A 20,738-nucleotide genomic window follows, 5' to 3' on the forward strand; every position below is an offset into this window, starting at 1 on the left:
GGTGCCGGATACGCCGTTGGTGGATTTGGAGCCGGAGCCTGCTGCTGAGCCGGATCCCGAGCCTGAGCCGGAGCCGGTGCCGGATACGCCGTTGGTGGATTTGGAGCCGGAGCCTGCTGCTGAGCCGGATCCCGAGCCTGAGCCGGAGCCGGTGCCGGATACGCCGTTGGTGGATTTGGAGCCGGAGCCTGCTGCTGAGCCGGAACCGGAGCCTGAGCCGGAGCCGGTGCCGGATACGCCGTTGGTGGATTTGGAGCCGGAGCCTGCTGCTGAGCCGGAACCGGAGCCTGAGCCGGAGCCGGTGCCGGACACGCCGCTGGTCGATCTCGAACAGGAGCCGGAACCGGAGCCCGAGCCCGAGCCGGAAGCCGAGCCGGTGCCGGACACCCCGCTGGTCGATCTCGAACCGGAACCGGTCGCCGAACCCGCACCGGAACCGCCCACCGATGCCGCGCCGGTCGATCCCGAACCGGAGGAGCAGGCGGAAGAGATCGAGCCCGAGCAGGCCGAGGAGCAGCCGCTGCCGCGCCGGTCCCCGGTGGACATCGAGGTCCCCGTGGTCGACGTCAGCGGTATCGGCGCGCCGTCGAGCAGCGACGACGTGGACAGCGCGCCGAAGCGCGAATCCGCCGACCCGCGCTTCGGCTGGGAATCCGATCCGGAGCGGGCCTTCGCGGCCGACGCCGACGAGCCGGAGCCGGGGGACGAGGACGGCCCGCGGGTCGACCTGGAACCCGAGCCGGCGCTCGCCTCGGGCCTGCCCGCGTTCGCACCGGAACCCACCGAGCTGTCCGAAACCCCCGACGAGGACGAGCAGGGTTCCGCTGGCACCGCCACGACCGAGGCAGCTGAGCCCGGGACCACCGAGCCCGAGGCAGCCGAGACGGCCGAGTCCGAGGTGGTCGGAGCGGACGCGACCGGAGTCGAGCCCGCGCGCTCCCCGGGCCCGGACGTCGCTGAGAAGGGCCTCGCTGACCAGGCGTTCTTCCCCGGCCGGGCAGCTGATCCGGGGTCGCGCGCGGCCGAGCGGGCCCCGGCGGTCCCGCGCGGCGGGCACGCCGTGGCCGACGGTCCCGGGGACGCCGCGCCCTCGCTGACCGAGCGGGTGCTCGGCTGCTTCCTCGGCGGCGGGCTGGGCGACGCCTACGGTTCGGACCTGGAGTTCGTCACCGCCGAGCAGATCACCGAGCGGTTCGGCCCGCAGGGCCCGCGCGGGCTGCGCGAGGCCTACGGCGCGCACGGGGCGATCACCGACGACACCCAGATGACCCTGTTCACCGCCGAGGGGCTGATCCGGGCCAGCGTGGCCGCGCGGAGCGGCGGGGACGCCGATCCGATCCCGCACGTCCAGCTGGCCTACCAGCGCTGGCTGCACACCCAGGGCGTCGAGTGGGACGCGGCGGTCGGGCCGTTCCGCACCGACCACCCGGCACCGGACGGCTGGCTGGTCGAGGTGCCGGGGCTGTTCAAGACCCGCGCGCCGGGTAAGACGATCTTCCGCGCGCTGACCCGCTTCGGCGACGGGCACCCGGCCGGCTCGCTCACCGAGCGGATCAACGACTCGAAGGGGTGCGGCGGCGTGATGCGCGCGGCACCGGCCGCGCTGTGCTCCACCGACCCCGCCGAGGCCTTCGAGCTGGGCGCCCGCACCGCGGCCATCACGCACAGCCACCCGGCCGGTTATCACTCGGCGGGCGCGCTGGCGGTGATCGTCCAGCAGGCGCTGCTCGGCCGGAGCCTCGACGACGGCGTGTGGTTGGCGCTGCAGGTGCTGGAGACCTGGGAGGGCGGCGAGGAGACCTCGGCCGTGGTCAAGGCAGCGGTTCAGCTCGCCGAGGAGGGCGTGCCCACGCCGCAGCGGCTGGCCGAGGTGCTCGGCGGCGGCTGGGTCGGCGAGCAGGCCCTGGCCATCGCGGTGTGCGCGGCGCTGGTCGGCGGCGAGGACGCCGAGCTGGCGCTGCGCGTGGCCGTGCACCACGACGGCGACAGCGACTCCACCGGCGCGATCTGCGGCAACATCGTCGGCGCCCTGCGCGGCGTGGGTGCGCTGCCGCTGGACTGGCTGGCCGAGCTGGAGCTGCGCGACGTCATCGAGCAGATGGCCCTGGACTGCGTGGCCGAGTTCGGCCGCGGCGGGTTCCAGCCGGGCCAGGCCGCCATCGAACCGCCCTCGGACTCCGACTGGGCCGAGCGCTACCCGGTCCGCAGCCGCGAGCCCGCGATGGCCGCCGAGTTCCCGCAGCCCAAGCCGGCCCCGCGCCGCCTCAACGGGGTGGCGCGGCACGAAGAGCACGAGGAGAACCGGTGACCCCGGGGGAGAACGTCGTCGTCCGGGAGGAGGAACCGCGGCCGGTGGGCCCGCGGTTCCCGGAGCGGGCCGGCTTCGGAAGCACGCCGGACCGCAGCGGCCAGCGCGAACGGCTCGTCCAGCAGCTGGGCGAGCTGCTCCCGGCCGGTGACGCCGAGCTCACCTGCACCGCGCTGGGCACCCGGCTGGAGGTCGCCGGCTCGGTCGGCGGCGAGCCCTGGCGGCCCACCGACGAGGTCGTGCGCCAGTTCGAGCGGCTGCGCGCGGTCTGCTACCTGCCCGGGACCGGCGCCTTCACCCGCGCCGCGTTCGCGGTGACCGGTCCGGAGCTCGACTTCCGCACCACCTTCGAGCAGCCCCGGTGGGACGGCGCCGACCAGCGCCACCACTTCGACGAGCTGCGGTACTTCCCGCGCGTCGAGGCGCCGGAGTGGCTGCTGGCCGCCGCCTGGGAGCACTTCGTCGAGCACCGCGCGGAACCGAGCGGCGGCCGGATCGCGATGGCGCCGCTCTTCGACGAGCCCGGACCGCAGGTGTTCCGGCCCGCGCTCCCGTTCGCCGAGAAGCAGCAGGTGATCAACTACCTGCTGGGCGGCGAGATCCTGCTGTCGGCCAACGGGGCGGACGCCGACGCGCTCGACCCCGCGCGTCCGCCCGAGGTGCCCAAGGCCTTCCACACCGACGGAGCCTTCGTCTGGCCGGTGTCGATGGCCTACTACCTGCGCGAGCACGACGTCGCCCCGCCGCGGGCCTTCCTCGACCACATCCGGACCCGGGGCTACCAGCCGCCGAAGCGGGTCAGCGACCACGCGCAGGCGCAGGCCAAGGCGCTGGTGCTCGGCGCGGAGCCGGAGTCGTTGCTGCCGCACGACCGGGCGGAGCTGCACAAGCGGTCCGTGGTGGCGCTCGCCGAGCAGGGCATCGGGGCCCGGTTCTACGAGTCGCAGCAGGAGGAGGACTTCTGGACCAAGACCCGCGACGAGCGGGGCTGGTGGCAGGTCGCCCGGGTGCTGCGCGGCGAGGTCGTCCAGCGCGCCGAGTTCCCCGACGAGCCGAGCGCTGCCGCCTACCTGGTCGGCGCGATGACCATGCACCGCGAGCGCTACCAGCGCCCGCAGGGCGACGTGCTGGGCGAGTTCGAGTGCCCGTGGCTGCCGTTCCCGGAGGACCCGCCGCTGTCGGCCTACGAGAACAGGACGATGGCCGTCCTGCCCGAGGGCGCCGAGATCGACCGCTTCGGCGATCCGTCGATGAACACCGCCTACGTGGCCGGCACCACGATCCCGCAGCGCGGTCTCCCTTCGGGGAGGCCCCCGGGCGAGTACCACCGCTACCGGGTCGTGCGCCCCTTCGAGGTCATCGCCGGCCAGGCGCTCCCGGCCAACGGCCAGGTGGGCGGCGGCACCGCCTACGTGCTGCCGAACCGGCTGACCGGTCTGGTCGAGGACGGCTGGCTCGCCGAGGTGTGAACCGGGAAACGGGCGGATCGGACCCGCTCGCCGGCCGTTGCGGGACGGCGGCCGGAGGTGTGGTGCGGATCTCGGCGTCCCGGAGCTCTTGCCCGTCTGGGTACAGTGGCTCTCGAAGGATGACGCGAGCTCGCACCTCAGCAGCGGCGCCGTGGTTGCCGCCGGGTGATCGAGCAGGTCAAGGGGGACCCCGTTTTGACCCTCTGAGAACGGGGCAGGTATCTTTGCTTATCGGACCCGACACCTATCGGGTCGATCCGCATGCCCGTGCATGACGTGGCTGTCCAGCTTCGGGCGGCCGCGGCAGCGCCGAGGATGTGTGGAACTCCTCCAGAACCCTCTGGGTCGTTCCCTTTTTCGGGGTCACGCCGGGGCCGTGAGGCGAGGTAGAGGCCGACACGCCCGACCTCGTGGTGCGGAGGAGTCCCGAAACACAGTGCCTGAGAGGTGCTCGACGCCAGGGCACGCCGAAGCTCGAACGAGCGGCTGCTTGGTCGAGTACCCAGAAGACGCGAACGCTGACAGAAAGCCGGTCCATGCCCACCATCCAGCAGCTGGTCCGTAAGGGCCGCCAGGACAAGGTCGCGAAGACCACGACCGCGGCGCTCAAGGGGAGCCCGCAGCGGCGTGGTGTGTGCACCCGCGTGTACACGACCACCCCGAAGAAGCCCAACTCGGCGCTGCGCAAGGTCGCTCGTGTGAAGCTGACCAGCGGCATCGAGGTGACCGCCTACATCCCGGGCGAGGGCCACAACCTGCAGGAGCACTCGATCGTGCTCGTTCGTGGCGGCCGTGTGAAGGACCTCCCGGGCGTGCGCTACAAGATCATCCGCGGTTCCGCTGACACCCAGGGTGTGAAGAACCGTAAGCAGGCTCGCAGCCGCTACGGCGCGAAGAAGGAGAAGAGCTGATGCCCCGCAAGGGTCCGGCCCCCAAGCGGCCGCTGCACGCTGACCCCGTGTACGGCTCGCCGCTGGTCACGCAGCTGGTGAACAAGGTCCTCGTGGACGGCAAGCGCTCGCTGGCCGAGCGGATCGTCTACGCGGCCCTGGAAGGCTGCCGGGAGAAGACCGGCACCGACCCGGTCGTCACGCTCAAGCGTGCTCTGGACAACGTCAAGCCGAGCCTGGAGGTCCGCAGCCGCCGCGTCGGTGGCGCGACCTACCAGGTGCCGATCGAGGTGCGGGCCGGCCGGTCCACCACCCTCGCGCTGCGCTGGCTGGTCACCTACTCCCGGCAGCGCCGCGAGAAGACCATGGTCGAGCGCCTGATGAACGAGCTGCTGGACGCGAGCAACGGTCTCGGCGCGAGCGTCAAGAAGCGCGAAGACACGCACAAGATGGCGGAGTCCAACAAGGCCTTCGCGCACTACCGCTGGTGACGTCGGGTGGGTCTTGCCCGCCTGCGCACCGAATTCGACAGCTTGCACCTGTCACAGGACTAGCACCTGCTGTTAGGGAACGGGGAACGAACTCGTGGCACGCGACGTGCTGACGGACCTCACCAAGGTCCGCAACATCGGCATCATGGCCCACATCGATGCGGGCAAGACCACCACGACGGAGCGGGTCCTCTATTACACGGGGATCAACTACAAGATCGGCGAAGTGCACGACGGCGCCGCGACGATGGACTGGATGGAGGAGGAGCAGAAGCGGGGTATCACCATTACCTCGGCTGCCACCACCACCTTCTGGGGCGACACCCAGATCAACATCATCGACACGCCCGGCCACGTCGACTTCACCGTCGAGGTGGAGCGCTCGCTGCGCGTCCTCGACGGCGCCGTCGCGGTGTTCGACGGCAAGGAGGGCGTTGAGCCGCAGTCCGAGCAGGTCTGGCGGCAGGCCGACAAGTACGAGGTCCCGCGCATCTGCTTCATCAACAAGATGGACAAGCTGGGCGCCGACTTCTACTTCTCGGTCAAGACGATCGAGGAGCGGCTGAACGCCAAGCCGCTGGTCCTCCAGCTGCCGATCGGCTCGGAGTCCGACTTCGAGGGCGTCGTCGACCTGGTCCAGATGAAGGCTCTGACCTGGCGCGGCGACGTCGCCAAGGGCACCGAGTACGCGATCGAGGACATCCCGGCCGACCTCGCCGAGACCGCCGCGAAGTACCGCGAGCAGCTCGTCGAGTCCGTCGCCGAGTCCTCGGAAGAGCTCATGGAGGCCTACTTCGGCGGCGAGGAGCTGACCGAGGAGCAGATCCGCGAGGGCATCCGGAAGCTGACCCTGGACCGGGAGGCCTTCCCGGTGCTGTGCGGCACCGCGTTCAAGAACAAGGGCGTGCAGCCCATGCTCGACGCTGTCGTCAGCTACCTGCCGTCGCCGCTGGACGTCCCGGCCGTGCAGGGCACCCTGCCGGACGGCGAGACCCCGGCCGAGCGCAAGCCCTCCACCGAGGAGCCCTTCTCCGCGCTGGTCTCCAAGGTCGCGGTGCACCCGTTCTTCGGCAAGCTGACCTACATCCGGGTCTACTCCGGCAAGGTCTCCTCGGGTGCGCAGATCGTCAACTCGACCAAGGGCCGCAAGGAGCGCATCGGGAAGATGTTCCAGATGCACTCCAACAAGGAGAACCCGGTCGAGGAGATCCAGGCCGGCCACATCTACGCGGTGATCGGTCTCAAGGAGACCACGACCGGCGACACGCTCTGCGACTCGCAGAACCAGATCGTCCTCGAGTCGATGACCTTCCCCGAGCCGGTCATCGAGGTGGCCATCGAGCCCAAGACGAAGGCCGACCAGGAGAAGCTCTCCACGGCGATCCAGAAGCTCGCCGAGGAGGACCCGACGTTCCAGGTCAACCTGGACGACGAGACCGGTCAGACCATCATCAAGGGCATGGGTGAGCTGCACCTCGAGGTGCTGGTCAACCGCATGAAGACCGACTTCAAGGTCGAGGCGAACATCGGTAAGCCGCAGGTGGCCTACCGCGAGACGATTCGCAAGTCGATCGAGAAGTACGAGTACACGCACAAGAAGCAGACCGGTGGTTCCGGTCAGTTCGCGCGCGTGATCGTTCGGCTCGACCCGATCGAGCAGACTGCCGACTCGCCGTCCTACGAGTTCGACAACCAGGTCACCGGTGGTCGAATCCCGCGGGAGTACATCCCGTCGGTGGACGAGGGTGCGCAGGACGCCATGCAGTACGGCGTGCTGGCCGGCTACCCGATGGTCGGCGTGAAGATGACCCTGCTGGACGGCCAGTACCACGAGGTCGACTCGTCGGAGATGGCGTTCAAGGTCGCGGGTTCGATGGCGATGAAGGAGGCCTCGGCGAAGGCTTCCCCCGCGCTGCTCGAGCCCATGATGGCGGTCGAGGTGACCACGCCCGAGGACTACATGGGCGAGGTCATCGGCGACCTGAACTCCCGCCGTGGCCAGGTCCAGGCCATGGAGGAGCGCAGCGGTACCCGCGTCGTCAAGGCTCTCGTGCCGCTGTCCGAGATGTTCGGGTACGTCGGCGACCTGCGGTCCAAGACCCAGGGGCGCGCCAACTACTCGATGGTGTTCGACTCCTACGCCGAGGTTCCGGCCAACGTGGCTAAGGAGATCATCGCCAAGGCAACGGGCGAGTGACCCGCTGATGGGCGCCGGTTCGCCGGCCCCCATCATCGAGGCGACGCCTCGCGAAGGCGACCGGGGAGCAATCCCCTCCAATACGGCGGCGAGCGGGCCGGTCCGAAGTGGATCCGGTCCGCCCGTCACCTACCCGACAGGACTCCGCCTGGCACAACAAGTCGTACGGCGGAAAGTTAACAAGTCCAGGAGGACAATCCAGTGGCGAAGGCGAAGTTCGAGAGGGACAAGCCGCACGTCAACATCGGGACCATCGGTCACGTTGACCACGGCAAGACCACGCTCACCGCGGCCATCACCAAGGTTCTGCACGACAATTTCCCGGAGCTGAACCCCTTCACGCCGTTCGACGAGATCGACAAGGCGCCGGAGGAAAAAGAGCGCGGCATCACGATTCAGATCGCGCACGTCGAGTACCAGACCGAGGCGCGGCACTACGCCCACGTTGACGCCCCGGGTCACGCCGACTACGTGAAGAACATGATCACCGGTGCCGCCCAGATGGACGGTGCGATCCTGGTGGTCGCCGCGACCGACGGTCCGATGCCGCAGACCCGCGAGCACGTGCTGCTCGCCCGTCAGGTCGGCGTGCCGTACATCCTGGTTGCGCTGAACAAGGCCGACATGGTCGACGACGAGGAGATCCTCGAGCTCGTCGAGATGGAGGTCCGCGAGCTGCTGTCCGAGCAGGAGTTCCCGGGCGACGACGCTCCGGTCGTTCGCGTTTCCGCGCTGAAGGCGCTGGAGGGCGACGCCGAGTGGGGCCAGAAGATCGTCGAGCTCATGCAGGCCTGCGACGAGAACATCCCGGACCCGGTGCGTGCCACCGACCAGGCGTTCCTGATGCCGGTCGAGGACGTCTTCTCGATCACCGGCCGCGGCACCGTGATCACCGGTCGCATCGAGCGCGGTGTCATCAAGGTGAACGAGGAGGTCGAGATGGTCGGCATCAAGGAGAAGCCGATCAAGACCACCGTCACCGGTGTCGAGATGTTCCGCAAGCTGCTCGACGAGGGCCAGGCGGGCGACAACGTGGGTCTGCTGATCCGCGGTGTCAAGCGCGAAGAGGTCGAGCGCGGCATGGTCGTTGTGAAGCCGGGCACCACCACCCCGCACACCGAGTTCGAGGCGCAGGTCTACATCCTGTCCAAGGACGAGGGTGGCCGGCACACGCCGTTCTTCAACAACTACCGTCCGCAGTTCTACTTCCGGACCACTGACGTCACCGGTGTTGTGACGCTGCCGGAGGGCACCGAGATGGTCATGCCGGGCGACAACACCGAGATGTCCGTCCAGCTGATCCAGCCCATCGCCATGGACGAGGGCCTCCGCTTCGCGATCCGCGAGGGTGGCCGCACCGTCGGCGCCGGTCGCGTCACCAAGATCAACAAGTGACGTGACGGAAGGCCCGCCTCCTTCCGGGGAGGCGGGCCTTCCGCTGTCTTGCGGTGACTTCGGTCCCGCGAGGCGACCCCCGATTTGGGCTGGCACATGGCGGTGTGTCATCCTGTATGGGTTGCTCGCGCAGAGCAGCGGGATCGATGAGCCGCGGCAACGCGGCGTTCGATCGATCCGGCGGTTCTGGTGCGATATTCGCGCCCTTGTTCGGCGCTCCGGGATTCGCTCTCACGGAATTCGGGAACGCCCCCGGCTCAGGCCGGGGAGAGCGGGGCACAAGAAGGTGTACGGACCTCCGGGTCCACCCCATCGGCGACGTTCGAAGGGGACCGGTCTGCGGCCAGTGGCCGACACGCCCGACCGCGTGTACCGGGCATCGACAAACCTGAACAGGGGCGGACGACAGAGCTGTGACGGCTCCCGAATCGGGGACGACACCACGCTGAGGGCCGCGAGGGGCACCAGTGAGGTGCGTCCGCACCCGCACTGACCTAACCGCGGCACGAGACTAGAGGAACGGCAAGCCACCATGGCGGGACAGAAGATCCGCATCCGGCTCAAGGCCTACGACCACGAGGCGATCGACGCGTCCGCACGCAAGATCGTCGAGACCGTGACGCGCACCGGCGCTCGGGTCGTTGGGCCGGTGCCGCTGCCCACGGAGAAGAACGTCTACTGCGTCATCCGCTCCCCGCACAAGTACAAGGACTCGCGGGAGCACTTCGAGATGCGGACGCACAAGCGGCTCATCGACATCCTCGAACCGACGCCGAAGACGGTCGACGCGCTCATGCGCATCGACCTGCCGGCCAGCGTCGACGTGAACATCCAGTAAGCGGCGACGGAGTAGCTGGAGAGAACGAGACCAATGTCTGACAGGCAGATCAAGGGGATTCTGGGCACCAAGCTCGGCATGACCCAGGTCTTCGACGACAAGAACCGGGTCGTCCCGGTGACGGTCGTGCAGACCGGGCCGAACGTGGTCACCCAGATTCGGACCCCTGAGAAGGACGGCTACTCGGCCGTGCAGCTGGCGTACGGCGCCATCGACCCGCGCAAGGTGAACAAGCCGGAGTCCGGCCAGTTCACCAAGGCCGGCGTCACCCCGCGCCGCAACCTGGTCGAGCTGCGCACCGCGGACGCCGGCGAATACGAGGTCGGCCAGGAGATCAGCGCTGAGCTGTTCGAGGCCGGCGCGGTGGTCGACGTGGTCGGCACCAGCAAGGGCAAGGGCTTCGCGGGCACCATCAAGCGGCACGGTTTCCACCGTCAGCCGATGAGCCACGGTGCTCAGGCGGTGCACCGCAAGCCGGGTTCGATCGGTGGCTGCGCCACCCCGGGCCGCGTGTTCAAGGGCATGAAGATGGCCGGCCGCATGGGCAAGAACCGCGTGACCACGCAGAACCTGAAGGTGCACAAGGTCGAGAACGAGACCGGCCTGCTGCTGATCAAGGGCGCGGTGCCCGGCCCCAAGGGCGGCCTGGTCCTGGTCAAGAGCCCGGCTAAGGCGAAGGGTGGTGCGTGATGAGCCTGACGCTCGATGTCCGTACCCCGGACGGCAAGACCGACGGCACCGTCGAGCTGCCCGCCGAGATCTTCGACGCGCAGGCGAACGTGGCGCTGATGCACCAGGTCGTGGTGGCCCAGCTGGCCGCCGCGCGCCAGGGCACCCACGCCACCAAGACCCGCGGTCAGGTCTCCGGCGGCTCGAAGAAGCCGTACCGCCAGAAGGGCACCGGTAACGCCCGTCAGGGTTCGACCCGTGCGCCCCAGTTCGTCGGCGGTGGCACCGTCCACGGGCCGCAGTCGCGGGACTACACCCAGCGGACCCCGAAGAAGATGAAGGTCGCCGCCCTGCGCGGTGCCCTCTCCGACCGGGTTCGCGCCGGCCAGCTGCACGTGGTCACCGGCGTGGTCGAGGGCGAGAGCCCGTCCACCAAGTCGGCGAAGACCGCGCTGCGGAACTGGACCGAGGCCAAGAAGGTTCTGGTGGTGCTCGACCGCCACGAGGAGGAGAACTCGTGGTTGAGCCTGCGGAACCTGCAGAACGTGCACCTGATCGACCCGGGTCAGCTCAACACCTACGACGTGCTCAACAGCGACGACGTGGTGTTCTCCAAGGCTGCGTTCGAGCGCTTCGTCGCCGGGCCGGCCAAGGGCCGGTCGGTCAAGGCCGCCGCTTCTTCCGCTGAGGAGGCTGAGCAGTGAGCGCCGACCCCCGAGACATCATCATTGCGCCGGTGATCTCCGAGAAGAGCTACGGCCTGCAGGAGCAGGGCCAGTACACCTTCCTCGTGGACCCGCGCTCGAACAAGACCGAGATCAAGATCGCTGTCGAGAAGATCTTCGACGTGAAGGTCTCCGGCGTGAACACGATCAACCGCGAGGGCAAGCGCAAGCGCACCCGCACCGGGTACGGCAAGCGCAAGAACACCAAGCGCGCGATCGTCACGCTCTCTCCGGAGAGCAAGTCGATCGACATCTTCGGTGGACCGGCCGCCTGACGGTGCTGATTAGGACGAGGTTGCTTTAACGATGGGCATTCGCAAGCACAAGCCGACGACGCCGGGACGTCGTGGCTCTAGCGTGTCCGACTTCGCCGAGATCACCCGGACGGAGCCGGAGAAGTCGCTGGTGCGTCCGCTGAACCGCAAGGCGGGGCGGAACGCGCAGGGCAAGATCACCACGCGGCACAAGGGTGGCGGTCACAAGCGGGCTTACCGCGTGATCGACTTCCGCCGCAACGACAAGGACGGTGTGCCGGCCAAGGTCGCGCACATCGAGTACGACCCGAACCGCAGCGCCCGGATCGCGCTGCTGCACTACGCCGACGGCGAGAAGCGCTACATCATCGCGCCGAACGGTGTGCAGCAGGGCAACACGGTCGAGGCCGGTGCTCGGGCCGACATCAAGCCGGGCAACAACCTCCCGCTGCGCAACATCCCCACCGGTACCGTGATCCACGCGATCGAGCTCCGCCCCGGTCAGGGCGCGAAGATCGCTCGCTCGGCCGGTGCCCGGGTGCAGCTGGTGGCCAAGGACGGTCCGTACGCCCAGCTGCGGATGCCCTCGGGCGAGATCCGCAACGTGGACGCGCGGTGCCGGGCCACCGTCGGCGAGGTCGGCAACTCGGAGCACGCCAACGTCAACTGGGGCAAGGCCGGCCGCATGCGGTGGAAGGGCAAGCGCCCGACCGTCCGCGGTGTCGTCATGAACCCGGTGGACCACCCGCACGGTGGTGGTGAAGGCAAGACTTCCGGTGGTCGCCACCCGGTGAACCCGAAGGGTCGGCCGGAGGGTCGTACCCGCCTCCGCAAGCCGAGTGACAAGCTCATCGTCCGCCGCCGTCGCACCGGCAAGAAGCGCTGAGCAGGGAGGTAAGCAAACATGCCACGCAGCCTGAAGAAGGGCCCGTTCGTGGACGACCACCTGCTCAAGAAGGTGGACGCGCTTAACGAATCGGGCAAGAAGACCGTGATCAAGACCTGGTCCCGCCGGTCGACGATCATCCCGGACATGCTGGGCCACACCTTCGCGGTGCACGACGGCCGTAAGCACGTTCCGGTGTTCATCACCGAGGCCATGGTCGGGCACAAGCTGGGCGAGTTCGCCCCGACCCGCACCTTCAAGGGCCACGTCAAGGAAGACCGGAAGTCGCGGCGCCGCTGAGCGGGTCTGTGACACGAACGAGTAAGAGCAAGGGGTAGCAGGATGACAGCCCGTTCCGACTCCACTGCTGCGGAGGAATTCCCGCACGCAGTGGCACGGGCCCGGTTCGTCCGCGTGTCGCCGATGAAGGCGCGCCGCGTGGTCGATCTCATCAAGGGCCGGAGTGCCGCCGATGCCCTGGCCGTGCTCCAGTTCGCGCCGCAGACCGCCAGCGGTCCGGTGTCGAAGGTGCTCGCCAGCGCGATGGCCAACGCCGAGAACAACCTCTCTCTCGACCCCGAGACGCTGGTCGTGCGCCACGCGTACGTCGACGAGGGGCCGACGCTGAAGCGGTTCCAGCCGCGCGCGCAGGGCCGTGCGTACCGGATCCGCAAGCGGACCAGTCACATCACGGTCGAGGTCGAGTCGCGTCCCAAGGCGGCGGCCAAGTCCCGAAAGAGCCAGAAGGGGAGTGCCCGGTAGTGGGTCAGAAGATCAACCCGCACGGCTTCCGACTCGGCATCACCACGGACTGGAAGTCCCGCTGGTACGCCGACAAGCAGTACTCGGAGTACGTCGCGGAGGACGTCAAGATCCGCCGGCAGCTGTCTCGCGGTATGGAGCGCGCGGGTATCTCCAAGGTGGAGATCGAGCGCACTCGCGAGCGCGTCCGGGTGGACATTCACACCGCCCGGCCGGGCATCGTCATCGGCCGTCGCGGTGCCGAGGCGGACCGCATCCGCGGTTCGCTGGAGAAGCTGACCGGCAAGCAGGTTCAGCTGAACATCCTCGAGGTCAAGAACTCCGAGGCGGACGCCCAGCTGGTCGCGCAGGGCGTGGCCGAGCAGCTGTCCAACCGCGTGTCCTTCCGGCGCGCGATGCGCAAGGCCATCCAGTCGGCCATGCGCTCGCCGCAGGTCAAGGGCATCCGGGTGCAGTGCTCGGGCCGTCTGGGCGGCGCTGAGATGTCCCGCTCGGAGTTCTACCGCGAGGGGCGCGTGCCGCTGCACACGCTGCGCGCGGACATCGACTACGGCTTCTTCGAGGCCAAGACCACCTTCGGGCGCATCGGCGTCAAGGTCTGGATCTACAAGGGCGAGCTGGTCGGTGGCCTGAAGCAGAAGCAGCAGGAGTCCGAGGTCCGCCCGCCGCGCGGCGGTGGCGACCGGGACAACCGCGGCGGCCGCGGCGACCGCGGTGGCCGTCGTCGTGGCGGTGGCGACCGCGCTGCAGCTGACAAGTCCGCCAAGGCCGACAAGGCCGCGGAGGGCGAGCAGCCGCAGGCTGCTGCGGCTGAAGAGAAGACGGAGGGCTGAGACGTGCTCGTCCCACGCAGGGTGAAGTGGCGCAAGAGCCACGCGCCGAAGCGTAAGGGCTTCGCCAAGGGTGGCACCCGGATCAGTTTCGGCGAGTACGGCATTCAGGCGATCGAGCACGGCTACGTCACCAACCGGCAGATCGAGTCGGCCCGTATCGCGATCAACCGGCACGTCAAGCGTGGCGGCAAGGTCTGGATCAACATCTTCCCGGACCGCCCGATCACCAAGAAGCCGGCCGAAACCCGTCAGGGTTCCGGTAAGGGTTCGCCGGAGTCCTGGGTCGCCAACGTCAAGCCCGGACGGATCATGTTCGAGCTGACCTTCCCGAACGAGAAGACGGCGATCGAGGCGCTGACTCGCGCGGCGCACAAGCTCCCGATGAAGTGCAAGATCGTGTCCCGCGAGGGTGGTGACTTCTGATGGCAGCGGGTGTCACCGCATCCGAGCTCCGCGAGCTGAACAACGAGGAGCTCGTGCAGCGGCTGAAGGAGGCGAAGGAGGAGCTGTTCAACCTCCGCTTCCAGATGGCCACTGGTCAGCTGCAGAACAACCGGCGACTGCGCACCGTCCGGCAGGACATCGCCCGGATCTACACCATCATGCGCGAGCGCGAACTGGGCCTGACGGTTTCCCCCGAAGGCGCTGAGGAGGGCGCGGCATGAGTGAGAAAGGACAGGGCGTGGAGGAGCGCAACCGCCGCAAGGTGCGCGAGGGCTACGTCGTCTCGGACAAGATGAACAAGACGATCGTGGTCTCCCTCGAGGACCGCAAGAAGCACGCCCTCTACGGCAAGGTCATGCGGCAGACCACCAAGGTCAAGGCGCACGACGAGGCCAACACGGCCGGTGTCGGCGACCGGGTGCTGCTGATGGAGACCCGTCCGCTGTCGGCCGACAAGCGCTGGCGGCTGGTCGAGGTCGTGGAGAAGGCCAAGTAACTTCGGCAGAGCGGCGTGGGCGACAATGTTCTTCGCTCATGCCGTCCTGCGGGGTGCGGGTTCTTCCCGCATCCGTCGAGCACGTTGCACAGCCGGCCGGTCGCGGCGTTCTTCCTCCGGGGAGTTCAGCGGTCCGGCCGGTTCGCGTGCCGGAAGTTGACCGCGCGCGTCAGGTCGGCAATTTGGCGCGCCAGAGTGTGCCCGGGCACGAGGTTCGGGCACTTAGGGTCAGGAGTCATCAAGTGATCCAGCAGGAGTCGCGACTTCGCGTCGCCGACAACACCGGGGCCAAGGAGATCCTCACGATCCGTGTCCTCGGTGGGTCGGGGCGTCGTTACGCGGGCCTCGGGGACATCATCACGGCGACCGTCAAGGAAGCCATCCCGGGTGCCGGAATCAAGAAGGGCGATGTGGTCAAGGCCGTCATCGTCCGGCAGAAGAAGGAAAGGCGTCGTCCGGACGGTTCGTACATCCGGTTCGATGAGAACGCCGCCGTTCTGGTCCGCCCGACCGGCGAGCCGCGCGGTACCCGGATCTTCGGACCGGTTGCCCGCGAGCTGCGCGACAAGAAGTTCATGAAGATCATCTCGCTCGCGCCGGAGGTGTTGTGATCATGAAGATCAAGAAGGGCGACACGGTCGTCGTCGTCTCCGGTAAGGACAAGGGTGCCAAGGGCAAGGTCATCCAGGCCATGCCGCAGCAGAACCGCGTCCTGGTCGAGGGTGTCAACCGGATCAAGAAGCACACCAAGGTCTCGCAGAGCGAGCGCGGTGCGCAGTCCGGCGGCATCGTGACGCAGGAAGCCCCGATCCACGTGAGCAATGTGATGGTCGTGGACTCCGACGGCAAGCCGACCCGCGTCGGCTACCGCATCGGTGAGGACGGCAAGAAGGTTCGCATCTCGCGTCGCAACGGTAAGGACATCTGATCATGACCACGACTGAGAAGATCGTCCCCCGGCTCAAGACCCGCTACCGCGAGGAGATCCGCCAGGCGCTGAACGAGGAGTACGAGTACTCCAACGTGATGCAGGTGCCCGGCCTGGTCAAGGTCGTGGTCAACATGGGTGTCGGCGACGCCGCGCGGGACAGCAAGCTGATCGAGGGCGCCGTTCGCGACCTCGCCGCCATCACCGGTCAGAAGCCCGAGGTCCGCCGGGCCCGCAAGTCCATCGCGCAGTTCAAGCTGCGCGAGGGCATGCCGATCGGCGCGCGGGTCACCCTGCGCGGCGACCGGATGTGGGAGTTCCTGGACCGCCTGGTCACCATCTCGCTGCCGCGCATCCGCGACTTCCGCGGTCTGTCGGGCAAGCAGTTCGACGGCCGGGGCAACTACACCTTCGGCCTCAACGAGCAGTCGATGTTCCACGAGATCGACCCCGACTCGATCGACCGGCCGCGCGGCATGGACATCACCGTGGTTACCACGGCGACCAACGATGACGAGGGCCGGGCGCTGCTGAAGCACCTGGGCTTCCCGTTCAAGGAGAACTGAGCGATGGCGAAGAAGGCGCTGGTTCACAAGGCGGCCCAGAAGCCGAAGTTCAAGGTTCGCGGCTACACCCGCTGCCAGAAGTGCGGGCGTCCGCGTTCGGTGTTCCGCAAGTTCGGGCTGTGCCGGGTGTGCTTCCGCGACATGGCCCACGCCGGCGAGCTGCCCGGCGTGAGCAAGTCCTCCTGGTGACGTTCCGCCTGCCGAGGGCGCCCCGGCTGTCCGGTGGATCCGGACGTGCCGGTACCCTCGGCAGGCGTTACCAGGGCTGATGCCCGCGCTCCGCGGCGAACGCCGTACTTGAGAACGCGTAATGGTTGAGGGCCCTGCCGGACGGGCAGGTGACCCCGAACTTCGTCCAGGCCAGAGTCCAGACGCTCACCCGCCGGGTGGGACGTGGTCGGGGCTCATCGGAACCAGACGAGAAAGGTAGAGCAGGTCATGACGATGACCGATCCGATCGCAGACATGCTGACACGTCTGCGGAACGGGAACTCGGCATACCACGACGAGGTCGTGATGCCGCACTCCAAGCTGAAGGCGAACATCGCCGAGGTCCTCAAGCGGGAGGGCTACGTGTCCGGTTCCCGCACCGAAGAGGGCGAGAAGGGCAAGCAGCTCGTCGTCGAGCTCAAGTACGGCCCGAACCGCGAGCGGAGCATCGCGGGCCTGCGCCGGGTCTCCAAGCCCGGTCTGCGGGTCTACGCCAAGTCCGACAACCTTCCCAAGGTGCTGGGCGGTCTGGGCGTCGCGATCATCTCGACCTCCGGCGGTCTGCGGACCGACCGGCAGGCCATGAAGGACGGCGTGGGCGGGGAAGTCCTCGCCTACGTCTGGTAAGGGAGGAGGAGCGGCTATGTCGCGCATCGGAAAGCTGCCGATCACCGTCCCCTCCGGCGTCGAGGTGGCTATCGACGGCCAGGCGGTGAGCGTGAAGGGCCCCAAGGGCGCTCTCGAGCACCGGGTGTCCGAGCCGATCGTCGTCGAGAAGGACGAGGACGGCGCGGTGCTGGTCAAGCGCCCGGACGACGAGCGGGAGTCCCGCTCGCTGCACGGCCTGACCCGCACCTTGGTCAACAACATGGTGATCGGCGTCAGCAAGGGCTTCCAGAAGGACCTGGAGATCCAGGGCGTCGGTTACCGAGTGCTGCAGAAGGGCGCGAACCTCGAGTTCAACCTCGGCTACAGCCACCCCATCGTGATCGAGCCCCCGGAAGGCATCGAGTTCGCGGTCGACGGCCCGACCAAGCTCTCGGTCAAGGGCGTCGACAAGCAGCTGGTCGGCGAGATCGCCGCCAGGATCCGCAAGCTGCGCAAGCCCGACCCGTACAAGGGCAAGGGTGTCCGGTACGCGGGTGAGAACATCCGCCGCAAGGTCGGAAAGACGGGTAAGTGACCATGAGCGAGACAGCTACCAAGCGCACGCCGGTTGGCAAGGACATCTCGACCCAGCGTCGGCTTGCCCGGGCCAAGCGGCACACGCGCATCCGGAAGAAGATCGTCGGCACCGCCGAGCGCCCGCGTCTGGTCGTCACCCGGTCGCTGCGCAACATCACCGCGCAGGTCATCGACGACACCAAGGGCCACACCCTGGTCTCGGCCACCAGCCTGGAGCAGGACCTGCGGGGCTTCGAGGGCGACAAGAAGGCCATGTCGACCAAGGTCGGCGAGCTCGTCGCCGCTCGCGCCAAGGACGCCGGCATCGACAAGGTCGTGTTCGATCGCGGCGGTAACGCCTACCACGGTCGGGTGGCCGCGCTGGCCGACGCCGCCCGTGACGGCGGTCTGGAGTTCTGACAAGTGCGCAAGAACGAGAACGGAAGGGACGCCTGATGCCTGGACGCACTCGGCGTGAAGGCGGGGAGTCCGGCGGCAAGGACCGCCGGGACCGCCGCGACGGCGGCCGTGGCGGGGCGGCCCAAGAAAAGACCCCGCAGTTCGAGCGTGTTGTGACCATCAACCGCGTCGCGAAGGTCGTCAAGGGTGGTCGGCGCTTCAGCTTCACCGCCCTGGTCGTCGTCGGCGACGGTGACGGCATGGTCGGTGTCGGCTACGGCAAGGCCAAGGAAGTTCCGGCCGCGATCGCCAAGGGCGTCGAGGAGGCGAAGAAGAACTTCTTCCGCGTCCCGCGCCTGGGCGGCACCATCACGCACCCGGCTCAGGGCGAGGACGCCGCGGGCATCGTCCTGCTGCGCCCGGCCAGCGCCGGTACCGGTGTCATCGCCGGTGGCCCGGTGCGCGCGGTGCTGGAGTGCGCCGGCGTCCACGACGTGCTGAGCAAGTCGCTGGGCTCGGACAACCCGATCAACATCGTGCACGCCACGGTCGATGCGCTGAAGCAGCTGCAGCGGCCGGAGGAGGTCGCGGCTCGCCGCGGCCTGCCGCTGGAGGACGTCGCTCCGGCGTTCATGCTGCGTGCGCGCGCTGCCGGGACGGGGGTCTGATCGACATGGCTCAGCTGAAGATCACCCAGGTGCGTGGTCTGGTCGGCACTCGTCAGAACCAGCGCGACACCATGCGCACCCTGGGGCTCCGCAAGATCCGTCAGTCCGTGACGCGTCCGGATGACTCCAACGTCCGCGGCATGATCAAGACCGTTTCCCACCTGGTGACGGTCGAGGAGGTCGACTGACATGGTCATCAAACTGCACGACCTGCGTCCGGCCCCTGGTTCCAACAAGGACAAGATCCGCGTCGGCCGCGGTGAGGGCTCCAAGGGCAAGACCGCCGGCCGCGGTACCAAGGGCACCAAGGCCCGCAAGACCGTCTCCCCTCGTTTCGAGGGTGGGCAGATGCCGATCCAGATGCGGCTCCCGAAGCTCCGCGGCTTCAAGAACCGCTTCCGCACCGAGTACCAGGGTGTGAACATCGGCAAGCTGGCCGAGGCGTTCCCGGAGGGCGGCACCGTCGGCATCGACGAGCTGGTCGCCAAGGGCCTGGTCAAGAAGAACGAGCTGGTGAAGATCCTCGGCGACGGGGACCTCGAGGGCGTCAAGCTGGACGTGAGCGCGCACGCGTTCACCGGCTCCGCCCAGGAGAAGATCACCGCCGCAGGCGGCTCGGCCACCAAGCTGGAGCGCTGAGGCGAGAGCTTCGCACCACGAGGGCCGGTCTACCCATCGGGTAGGCCGGCCCTCGGTCTTTCGCGGCCCGGGATCCGCGCGCCCGGATCCCGGGCTGAACCGATCGTGCACGGCCCGGACCACGTGACCGGTTCACCGCTTTCCGCTAGTGTTCATTGCATGGCTGACCTGGTTTTTTCCAGGTTTCCCGGATCCCCCCGCTGAGCCCAGCTCCCGCGCATCCGGCCGGTCGAGCACCCTGCTCCGGGAGGTTTCAGGCAAAGGTCTGCACCATTTGCCCGCCTTCGTCTGTGTCGCGGTCGTCCCGCCGTTCCTAGATTCATCCGGGCCGCCCCACCTGGGGCGGCGTGAACTGGAGGAACGCAGAGGAGCGACGGCACATGCGAGTACGGCACGAGGGGCGGGGCGCCGTGTTGGCGATCGTCGCCCTGCTGGCCGCGGCGATCCCGGGCACGGCCATGGCGAGCACGTCCGCCGCGGCGCCGAAGCCGCCGCGGCACTGCAGCTTCTTCTACAGCACCGGCGCGACCAAGTGCTACGGCAGCTTCGCGGAGGCGACCCACCAGTCGCGGTCGCGCGCGGCCGGCGGCGACGTCATCCAGGCGACGTTGTTCGACGGCGAGAACTTCAGCGGCGGCAGCTTCACCGTCTACGGCTCCGAGCTGTGCGAGAAGGACGGCGTCGTCAACTTCCAGATCAACCTGCCCGACGGCTGGAAGGACGTCGTGACCTCGGTGCAGCCGTGGGGCAACTGCTGGATCTGGCTGTACCCCGAGCCCGACCTCGGCGGTGATCGGGACGGGCCGTTCAAGGAGAACACCTCCCACGTCGGTGACCTCATGAACGACCGCACCGAGTCGGTCGGCCTGAGCTGAAGGAGCGGAACATGCGCACCCGACCCGTCCGCGCCCTGCTCGCCTCGGCGAGCGTGGCCGGCGCGATGATCCTGCCCGCGACCGGAACCGCCACCGCCGACGACGGACCCACCGTCCGCGAGCTGCTGGAGAAGTGCGACAACGGCACCGACGTCTGCGAGTTCCACCCGGAGGGCGAGCCGGAGTACTTCACCGCCGACGCCGAGCAGGTCGGCGACCCGGTCTACAACTGCACCCCGGGCCCCCAGCGGTCCTCGGTCGCCTGGTCGGACACCACGTCGCAGAGCAACAGCGTCGGCTTGTCGATGACCACCGAAGCCGGCTTCGGCAAGGTCTTCGCGGTCTCCTACGAGCAGAACTACGAGCACACCTGGGAGGAGTCGCACACCGAGTCGCAGACGACCTTCGTCACGACCGGTTCGCACCAGGTCGGCTGGGTGGAGCGGGCGGCGCAGATGCAGCGCGTCCGCGGGACCTACGAGCTGCACTTCCCGGACGAGTTCCACGACCACTACATCTGGTACGTGCACGACTTCGAGGTAACCGGCCCGGCTCCGGAACCGTCGTCGGCGGTCAGCCAGCACGCGCGGGACATGACCCGGGAAGAACTGGACGCCTGCCCGTGACGACCG

At 68.3% G+C, this 20,738-nt stretch carries 29 protein-coding genes; all 29 read left to right on the top strand.

What is annotated here, in order from left to right; all coding sequences use genetic code 11:
* The first annotated feature begins 301 nt into the window (after positions 1 to 301).
* The 29 genes from ACFQRI_RS09760 to ACFQRI_RS09900 all read left to right on the top strand — a co-directional run bounded on the left by ACFQRI_RS09760 (position 302) and on the right by ACFQRI_RS09900 (position 20,732).
* On the top strand, positions 302 to 2,308 hold the full coding sequence (locus tag ACFQRI_RS09760) for an ADP-ribosylglycohydrolase family protein (protein ID WP_380666832.1): 2,007 nt from the start codon (positions 302 to 304) through the stop codon (positions 2,306 to 2,308).
* Complete coding sequence (locus tag ACFQRI_RS09765) at positions 2,305 to 3,777, top strand: TNT domain-containing protein (RefSeq protein ID WP_380666834.1); 1,473 nt, start codon at positions 2,305 to 2,307, stop codon at positions 3,775 to 3,777. Before ACFQRI_RS09760 ends, ACFQRI_RS09765 begins: the two co-directional genes overlap by 4 nt.
* Before the next feature lie 536 nt (positions 3,778 to 4,313).
* The gene (rpsL, locus tag ACFQRI_RS09770) at positions 4,314 to 4,688 is read left to right on the top strand and encodes a 30S ribosomal protein S12 (RefSeq protein ID WP_380666836.1); all 375 of its coding nucleotides are present in this window, start codon (positions 4,314 to 4,316) and stop codon (positions 4,686 to 4,688) included.
* Positions 4,688 to 5,158, top strand: a complete 471-nt coding sequence (gene rpsG / locus ACFQRI_RS09775) for a 30S ribosomal protein S7 (protein ID WP_380666838.1) — start codon at positions 4,688 to 4,690, stop codon at positions 5,156 to 5,158. The genes rpsL and rpsG overlap by 1 nt, the downstream gene beginning before the upstream one ends.
* 94 nt (positions 5,159 to 5,252) lie before the next feature.
* Positions 5,253 to 7,355 carry an elongation factor G gene (gene fusA / locus ACFQRI_RS09780; protein ID WP_380666840.1) on the top strand — a complete coding sequence of 701 codons (2,103 nt, stop codon included), beginning with the start codon at positions 5,253 to 5,255 and terminating at the stop codon, positions 7,353 to 7,355.
* Positions 7,356 to 7,556: 201 nt separating this feature from the next.
* Positions 7,557 to 8,750, top strand: a complete 1,194-nt coding sequence (gene tuf / locus ACFQRI_RS09785) for an elongation factor Tu (RefSeq protein ID WP_380666842.1) — start codon at positions 7,557 to 7,559, stop codon at positions 8,748 to 8,750.
* Between the two features lie 532 nt (positions 8,751 to 9,282).
* Positions 9,283 to 9,588 carry a 30S ribosomal protein S10 gene (rpsJ, locus tag ACFQRI_RS09790; protein WP_009948626.1) on the top strand — a complete coding sequence of 102 codons (306 nt, stop codon included), beginning with the start codon at positions 9,283 to 9,285 and terminating at the stop codon, positions 9,586 to 9,588.
* A gap of 33 nt (positions 9,589 to 9,621) precedes the next feature.
* The gene (rplC, locus tag ACFQRI_RS09795) at positions 9,622 to 10,278 is read left to right on the top strand and encodes a 50S ribosomal protein L3 (RefSeq protein ID WP_380666844.1); all 657 of its coding nucleotides are present in this window, start codon (positions 9,622 to 9,624) and stop codon (positions 10,276 to 10,278) included.
* Entirely contained in the window at positions 10,278 to 10,961 is a 684-nt protein-coding gene (gene rplD / locus ACFQRI_RS09800) for a 50S ribosomal protein L4 (protein ID WP_380666846.1), read from the top strand. Before rplC ends, rplD begins: the two co-directional genes overlap by 1 nt.
* On the top strand, positions 10,958 to 11,257 hold the full coding sequence (gene rplW / locus ACFQRI_RS09805; RefSeq protein WP_380666849.1) for a 50S ribosomal protein L23: 300 nt from the start codon (positions 10,958 to 10,960) through the stop codon (positions 11,255 to 11,257). The genes rplD and rplW overlap by 4 nt, the downstream gene beginning before the upstream one ends.
* Positions 11,258 to 11,288: 31 nt before the next feature.
* Positions 11,289 to 12,122: a 50S ribosomal protein L2 gene (gene rplB / locus ACFQRI_RS09810; RefSeq protein WP_380666852.1), complete on the top strand. Its 834-nt coding sequence runs from the start codon at positions 11,289 to 11,291 to the stop codon at positions 12,120 to 12,122.
* A gap of 18 nt (positions 12,123 to 12,140) precedes the next feature.
* The gene (rpsS, locus tag ACFQRI_RS09815; RefSeq protein ID WP_263249838.1) at positions 12,141 to 12,422 is read left to right on the top strand and encodes a 30S ribosomal protein S19; all 282 of its coding nucleotides are present in this window, start codon (positions 12,141 to 12,143) and stop codon (positions 12,420 to 12,422) included.
* Between the two features lie 42 nt (positions 12,423 to 12,464).
* Entirely contained in the window at positions 12,465 to 12,884 is a 420-nt protein-coding gene (gene rplV, locus ACFQRI_RS09820; RefSeq protein WP_380666856.1) for a 50S ribosomal protein L22, read from the top strand.
* Positions 12,884 to 13,717 (top strand): 30S ribosomal protein S3, encoded by an 834-nt coding sequence (rpsC, locus tag ACFQRI_RS09825; protein ID WP_380666858.1) that lies wholly within the window; start codon positions 12,884 to 12,886, stop codon positions 13,715 to 13,717. The genes rplV and rpsC overlap by 1 nt, the downstream gene beginning before the upstream one ends.
* Positions 13,718 to 13,720: 3 nt before the next feature.
* Positions 13,721 to 14,140, top strand: coding sequence for a 50S ribosomal protein L16 (gene rplP / locus ACFQRI_RS09830; RefSeq protein WP_380666860.1), 420 nt, complete (start codon positions 13,721 to 13,723; stop codon positions 14,138 to 14,140).
* Positions 14,140 to 14,382, top strand: coding sequence for a 50S ribosomal protein L29 (rpmC, locus tag ACFQRI_RS09835; protein WP_380666862.1), 243 nt, complete (start codon positions 14,140 to 14,142; stop codon positions 14,380 to 14,382). Before rplP ends, rpmC begins: the two co-directional genes overlap by 1 nt.
* A complete protein-coding gene (gene rpsQ, locus ACFQRI_RS09840) occupies positions 14,379 to 14,657 on the top strand; it encodes a 30S ribosomal protein S17 (RefSeq protein ID WP_380666864.1) in 279 nt (92 codons plus the stop codon). Before rpmC ends, rpsQ begins: the two co-directional genes overlap by 4 nt.
* Before the next feature lie 242 nt (positions 14,658 to 14,899).
* Positions 14,900 to 15,268 (top strand): 50S ribosomal protein L14, encoded by a 369-nt coding sequence (gene rplN, locus ACFQRI_RS09845; protein ID WP_380666866.1) that lies wholly within the window; start codon positions 14,900 to 14,902, stop codon positions 15,266 to 15,268.
* A gap of 2 nt (positions 15,269 to 15,270) precedes the next feature.
* On the top strand, positions 15,271 to 15,585 hold the full coding sequence (gene rplX / locus ACFQRI_RS09850; protein ID WP_380666868.1) for a 50S ribosomal protein L24: 315 nt from the start codon (positions 15,271 to 15,273) through the stop codon (positions 15,583 to 15,585).
* Between the two features lie 2 nt (positions 15,586 to 15,587).
* Positions 15,588 to 16,151, top strand: coding sequence for a 50S ribosomal protein L5 (rplE, locus tag ACFQRI_RS09855; protein ID WP_380666870.1), 564 nt, complete (start codon positions 15,588 to 15,590; stop codon positions 16,149 to 16,151).
* A gap of 3 nt (positions 16,152 to 16,154) precedes the next feature.
* Positions 16,155 to 16,340, top strand: coding sequence for a type Z 30S ribosomal protein S14 (locus tag ACFQRI_RS09860; protein ID WP_380666872.1), 186 nt, complete (start codon positions 16,155 to 16,157; stop codon positions 16,338 to 16,340).
* Between the two features lie 249 nt (positions 16,341 to 16,589).
* Positions 16,590 to 16,988 carry a 30S ribosomal protein S8 gene (gene rpsH, locus ACFQRI_RS09865; RefSeq protein ID WP_380666874.1) on the top strand — a complete coding sequence of 133 codons (399 nt, stop codon included), beginning with the start codon at positions 16,590 to 16,592 and terminating at the stop codon, positions 16,986 to 16,988.
* Between the two features lie 16 nt (positions 16,989 to 17,004).
* Complete coding sequence (gene rplF, locus ACFQRI_RS09870) at positions 17,005 to 17,544, top strand: 50S ribosomal protein L6 (RefSeq protein WP_380666876.1); 540 nt, start codon at positions 17,005 to 17,007, stop codon at positions 17,542 to 17,544.
* Between the two features lie 2 nt (positions 17,545 to 17,546).
* Entirely contained in the window at positions 17,547 to 17,945 is a 399-nt protein-coding gene (gene rplR, locus ACFQRI_RS09875) for a 50S ribosomal protein L18 (RefSeq protein ID WP_380666878.1), read from the top strand.
* Positions 17,946 to 17,980: 35 nt separating this feature from the next.
* On the top strand, positions 17,981 to 18,592 hold the full coding sequence (rpsE, locus tag ACFQRI_RS09880; protein WP_380666880.1) for a 30S ribosomal protein S5: 612 nt from the start codon (positions 17,981 to 17,983) through the stop codon (positions 18,590 to 18,592).
* Positions 18,593 to 18,597: 5 nt separating this feature from the next.
* Entirely contained in the window at positions 18,598 to 18,780 is a 183-nt protein-coding gene (rpmD, locus tag ACFQRI_RS09885) for a 50S ribosomal protein L30 (RefSeq protein ID WP_380666882.1), read from the top strand.
* 1 nt (position 18,781) lies between these two features.
* The gene (rplO, locus tag ACFQRI_RS09890) at positions 18,782 to 19,231 is read left to right on the top strand and encodes a 50S ribosomal protein L15 (protein ID WP_380666884.1); all 450 of its coding nucleotides are present in this window, start codon (positions 18,782 to 18,784) and stop codon (positions 19,229 to 19,231) included.
* A 380-nt stretch (positions 19,232 to 19,611) separates the two neighbouring features.
* Complete coding sequence (locus tag ACFQRI_RS09895; RefSeq protein WP_380666886.1) at positions 19,612 to 20,106, top strand: hypothetical protein; 495 nt, start codon at positions 19,612 to 19,614, stop codon at positions 20,104 to 20,106.
* An 11-nt stretch (positions 20,107 to 20,117) separates the two neighbouring features.
* On the top strand, positions 20,118 to 20,732 hold the full coding sequence (locus tag ACFQRI_RS09900; protein ID WP_380666888.1) for a hypothetical protein: 615 nt from the start codon (positions 20,118 to 20,120) through the stop codon (positions 20,730 to 20,732).
* Positions 20,733 to 20,738: the final 6 nt, after the last annotated feature.

This window comes from Saccharopolyspora griseoalba, from assembly GCF_042665275.1.
In the GTDB taxonomy this organism is placed as follows: domain Bacteria; phylum Actinomycetota; class Actinomycetes; order Mycobacteriales; family Pseudonocardiaceae; genus Saccharopolyspora; species Saccharopolyspora griseoalba.

Bases quoted from the DNA above. Each gene is read 5' to 3' on its own strand.
- rpsL (WP_380666836.1), top strand. From the start codon at position 4,314: ATGCCCACCATCCAGCAGCTGGTCCGTAAGGGCCGCCAGGACAAGGTC.
- rpsG (WP_380666838.1), top strand. From the start codon at position 4,688: ATGCCCCGCAAGGGTCCGGCCCCCAAGCGGCCGCTGCACGCTGACCCC.
- rpsJ (WP_009948626.1), top strand. From the start codon at position 9,283: ATGGCGGGACAGAAGATCCGCATCCGGCTCAAGGCCTACGACCACGAG.
- rplC (WP_380666844.1), top strand. From the start codon at position 9,622: ATGTCTGACAGGCAGATCAAGGGGATTCTGGGCACCAAGCTCGGCATG.
- rplD (WP_380666846.1), top strand. From the start codon at position 10,278: ATGAGCCTGACGCTCGATGTCCGTACCCCGGACGGCAAGACCGACGGC.
- rplB (WP_380666852.1), top strand. From the start codon at position 11,289: ATGGGCATTCGCAAGCACAAGCCGACGACGCCGGGACGTCGTGGCTCT.
- rpsS (WP_263249838.1), top strand. From the start codon at position 12,141: ATGCCACGCAGCCTGAAGAAGGGCCCGTTCGTGGACGACCACCTGCTC.
- rplV (WP_380666856.1), top strand. From the start codon at position 12,465: ATGACAGCCCGTTCCGACTCCACTGCTGCGGAGGAATTCCCGCACGCA.
- rpmC (WP_380666862.1), top strand. From the start codon at position 14,140: ATGGCAGCGGGTGTCACCGCATCCGAGCTCCGCGAGCTGAACAACGAG.
- rpsQ (WP_380666864.1), top strand. From the start codon at position 14,379: ATGAGTGAGAAAGGACAGGGCGTGGAGGAGCGCAACCGCCGCAAGGTG.
- rplX (WP_380666868.1), top strand. From the start codon at position 15,271: ATGAAGATCAAGAAGGGCGACACGGTCGTCGTCGTCTCCGGTAAGGAC.
- rplE (WP_380666870.1), top strand. From the start codon at position 15,588: ATGACCACGACTGAGAAGATCGTCCCCCGGCTCAAGACCCGCTACCGC.
- ACFQRI_RS09860 (WP_380666872.1), top strand. From the start codon at position 16,155: ATGGCGAAGAAGGCGCTGGTTCACAAGGCGGCCCAGAAGCCGAAGTTC.
- rpsH (WP_380666874.1), top strand. From the start codon at position 16,590: ATGACGATGACCGATCCGATCGCAGACATGCTGACACGTCTGCGGAAC.
- rplF (WP_380666876.1), top strand. From the start codon at position 17,005: ATGTCGCGCATCGGAAAGCTGCCGATCACCGTCCCCTCCGGCGTCGAG.
- rplR (WP_380666878.1), top strand. From the start codon at position 17,547: ATGAGCGAGACAGCTACCAAGCGCACGCCGGTTGGCAAGGACATCTCG.
- rpsE (WP_380666880.1), top strand. From the start codon at position 17,981: ATGCCTGGACGCACTCGGCGTGAAGGCGGGGAGTCCGGCGGCAAGGAC.
- rpmD (WP_380666882.1), top strand. From the start codon at position 18,598: ATGGCTCAGCTGAAGATCACCCAGGTGCGTGGTCTGGTCGGCACTCGT.
- rplO (WP_380666884.1), top strand. From the start codon at position 18,782: ATGGTCATCAAACTGCACGACCTGCGTCCGGCCCCTGGTTCCAACAAG.
- ACFQRI_RS09895 (WP_380666886.1), top strand. From the start codon at position 19,612: ATGCGAGTACGGCACGAGGGGCGGGGCGCCGTGTTGGCGATCGTCGCC.
- ACFQRI_RS09900 (WP_380666888.1), top strand. From the start codon at position 20,118: ATGCGCACCCGACCCGTCCGCGCCCTGCTCGCCTCGGCGAGCGTGGCC.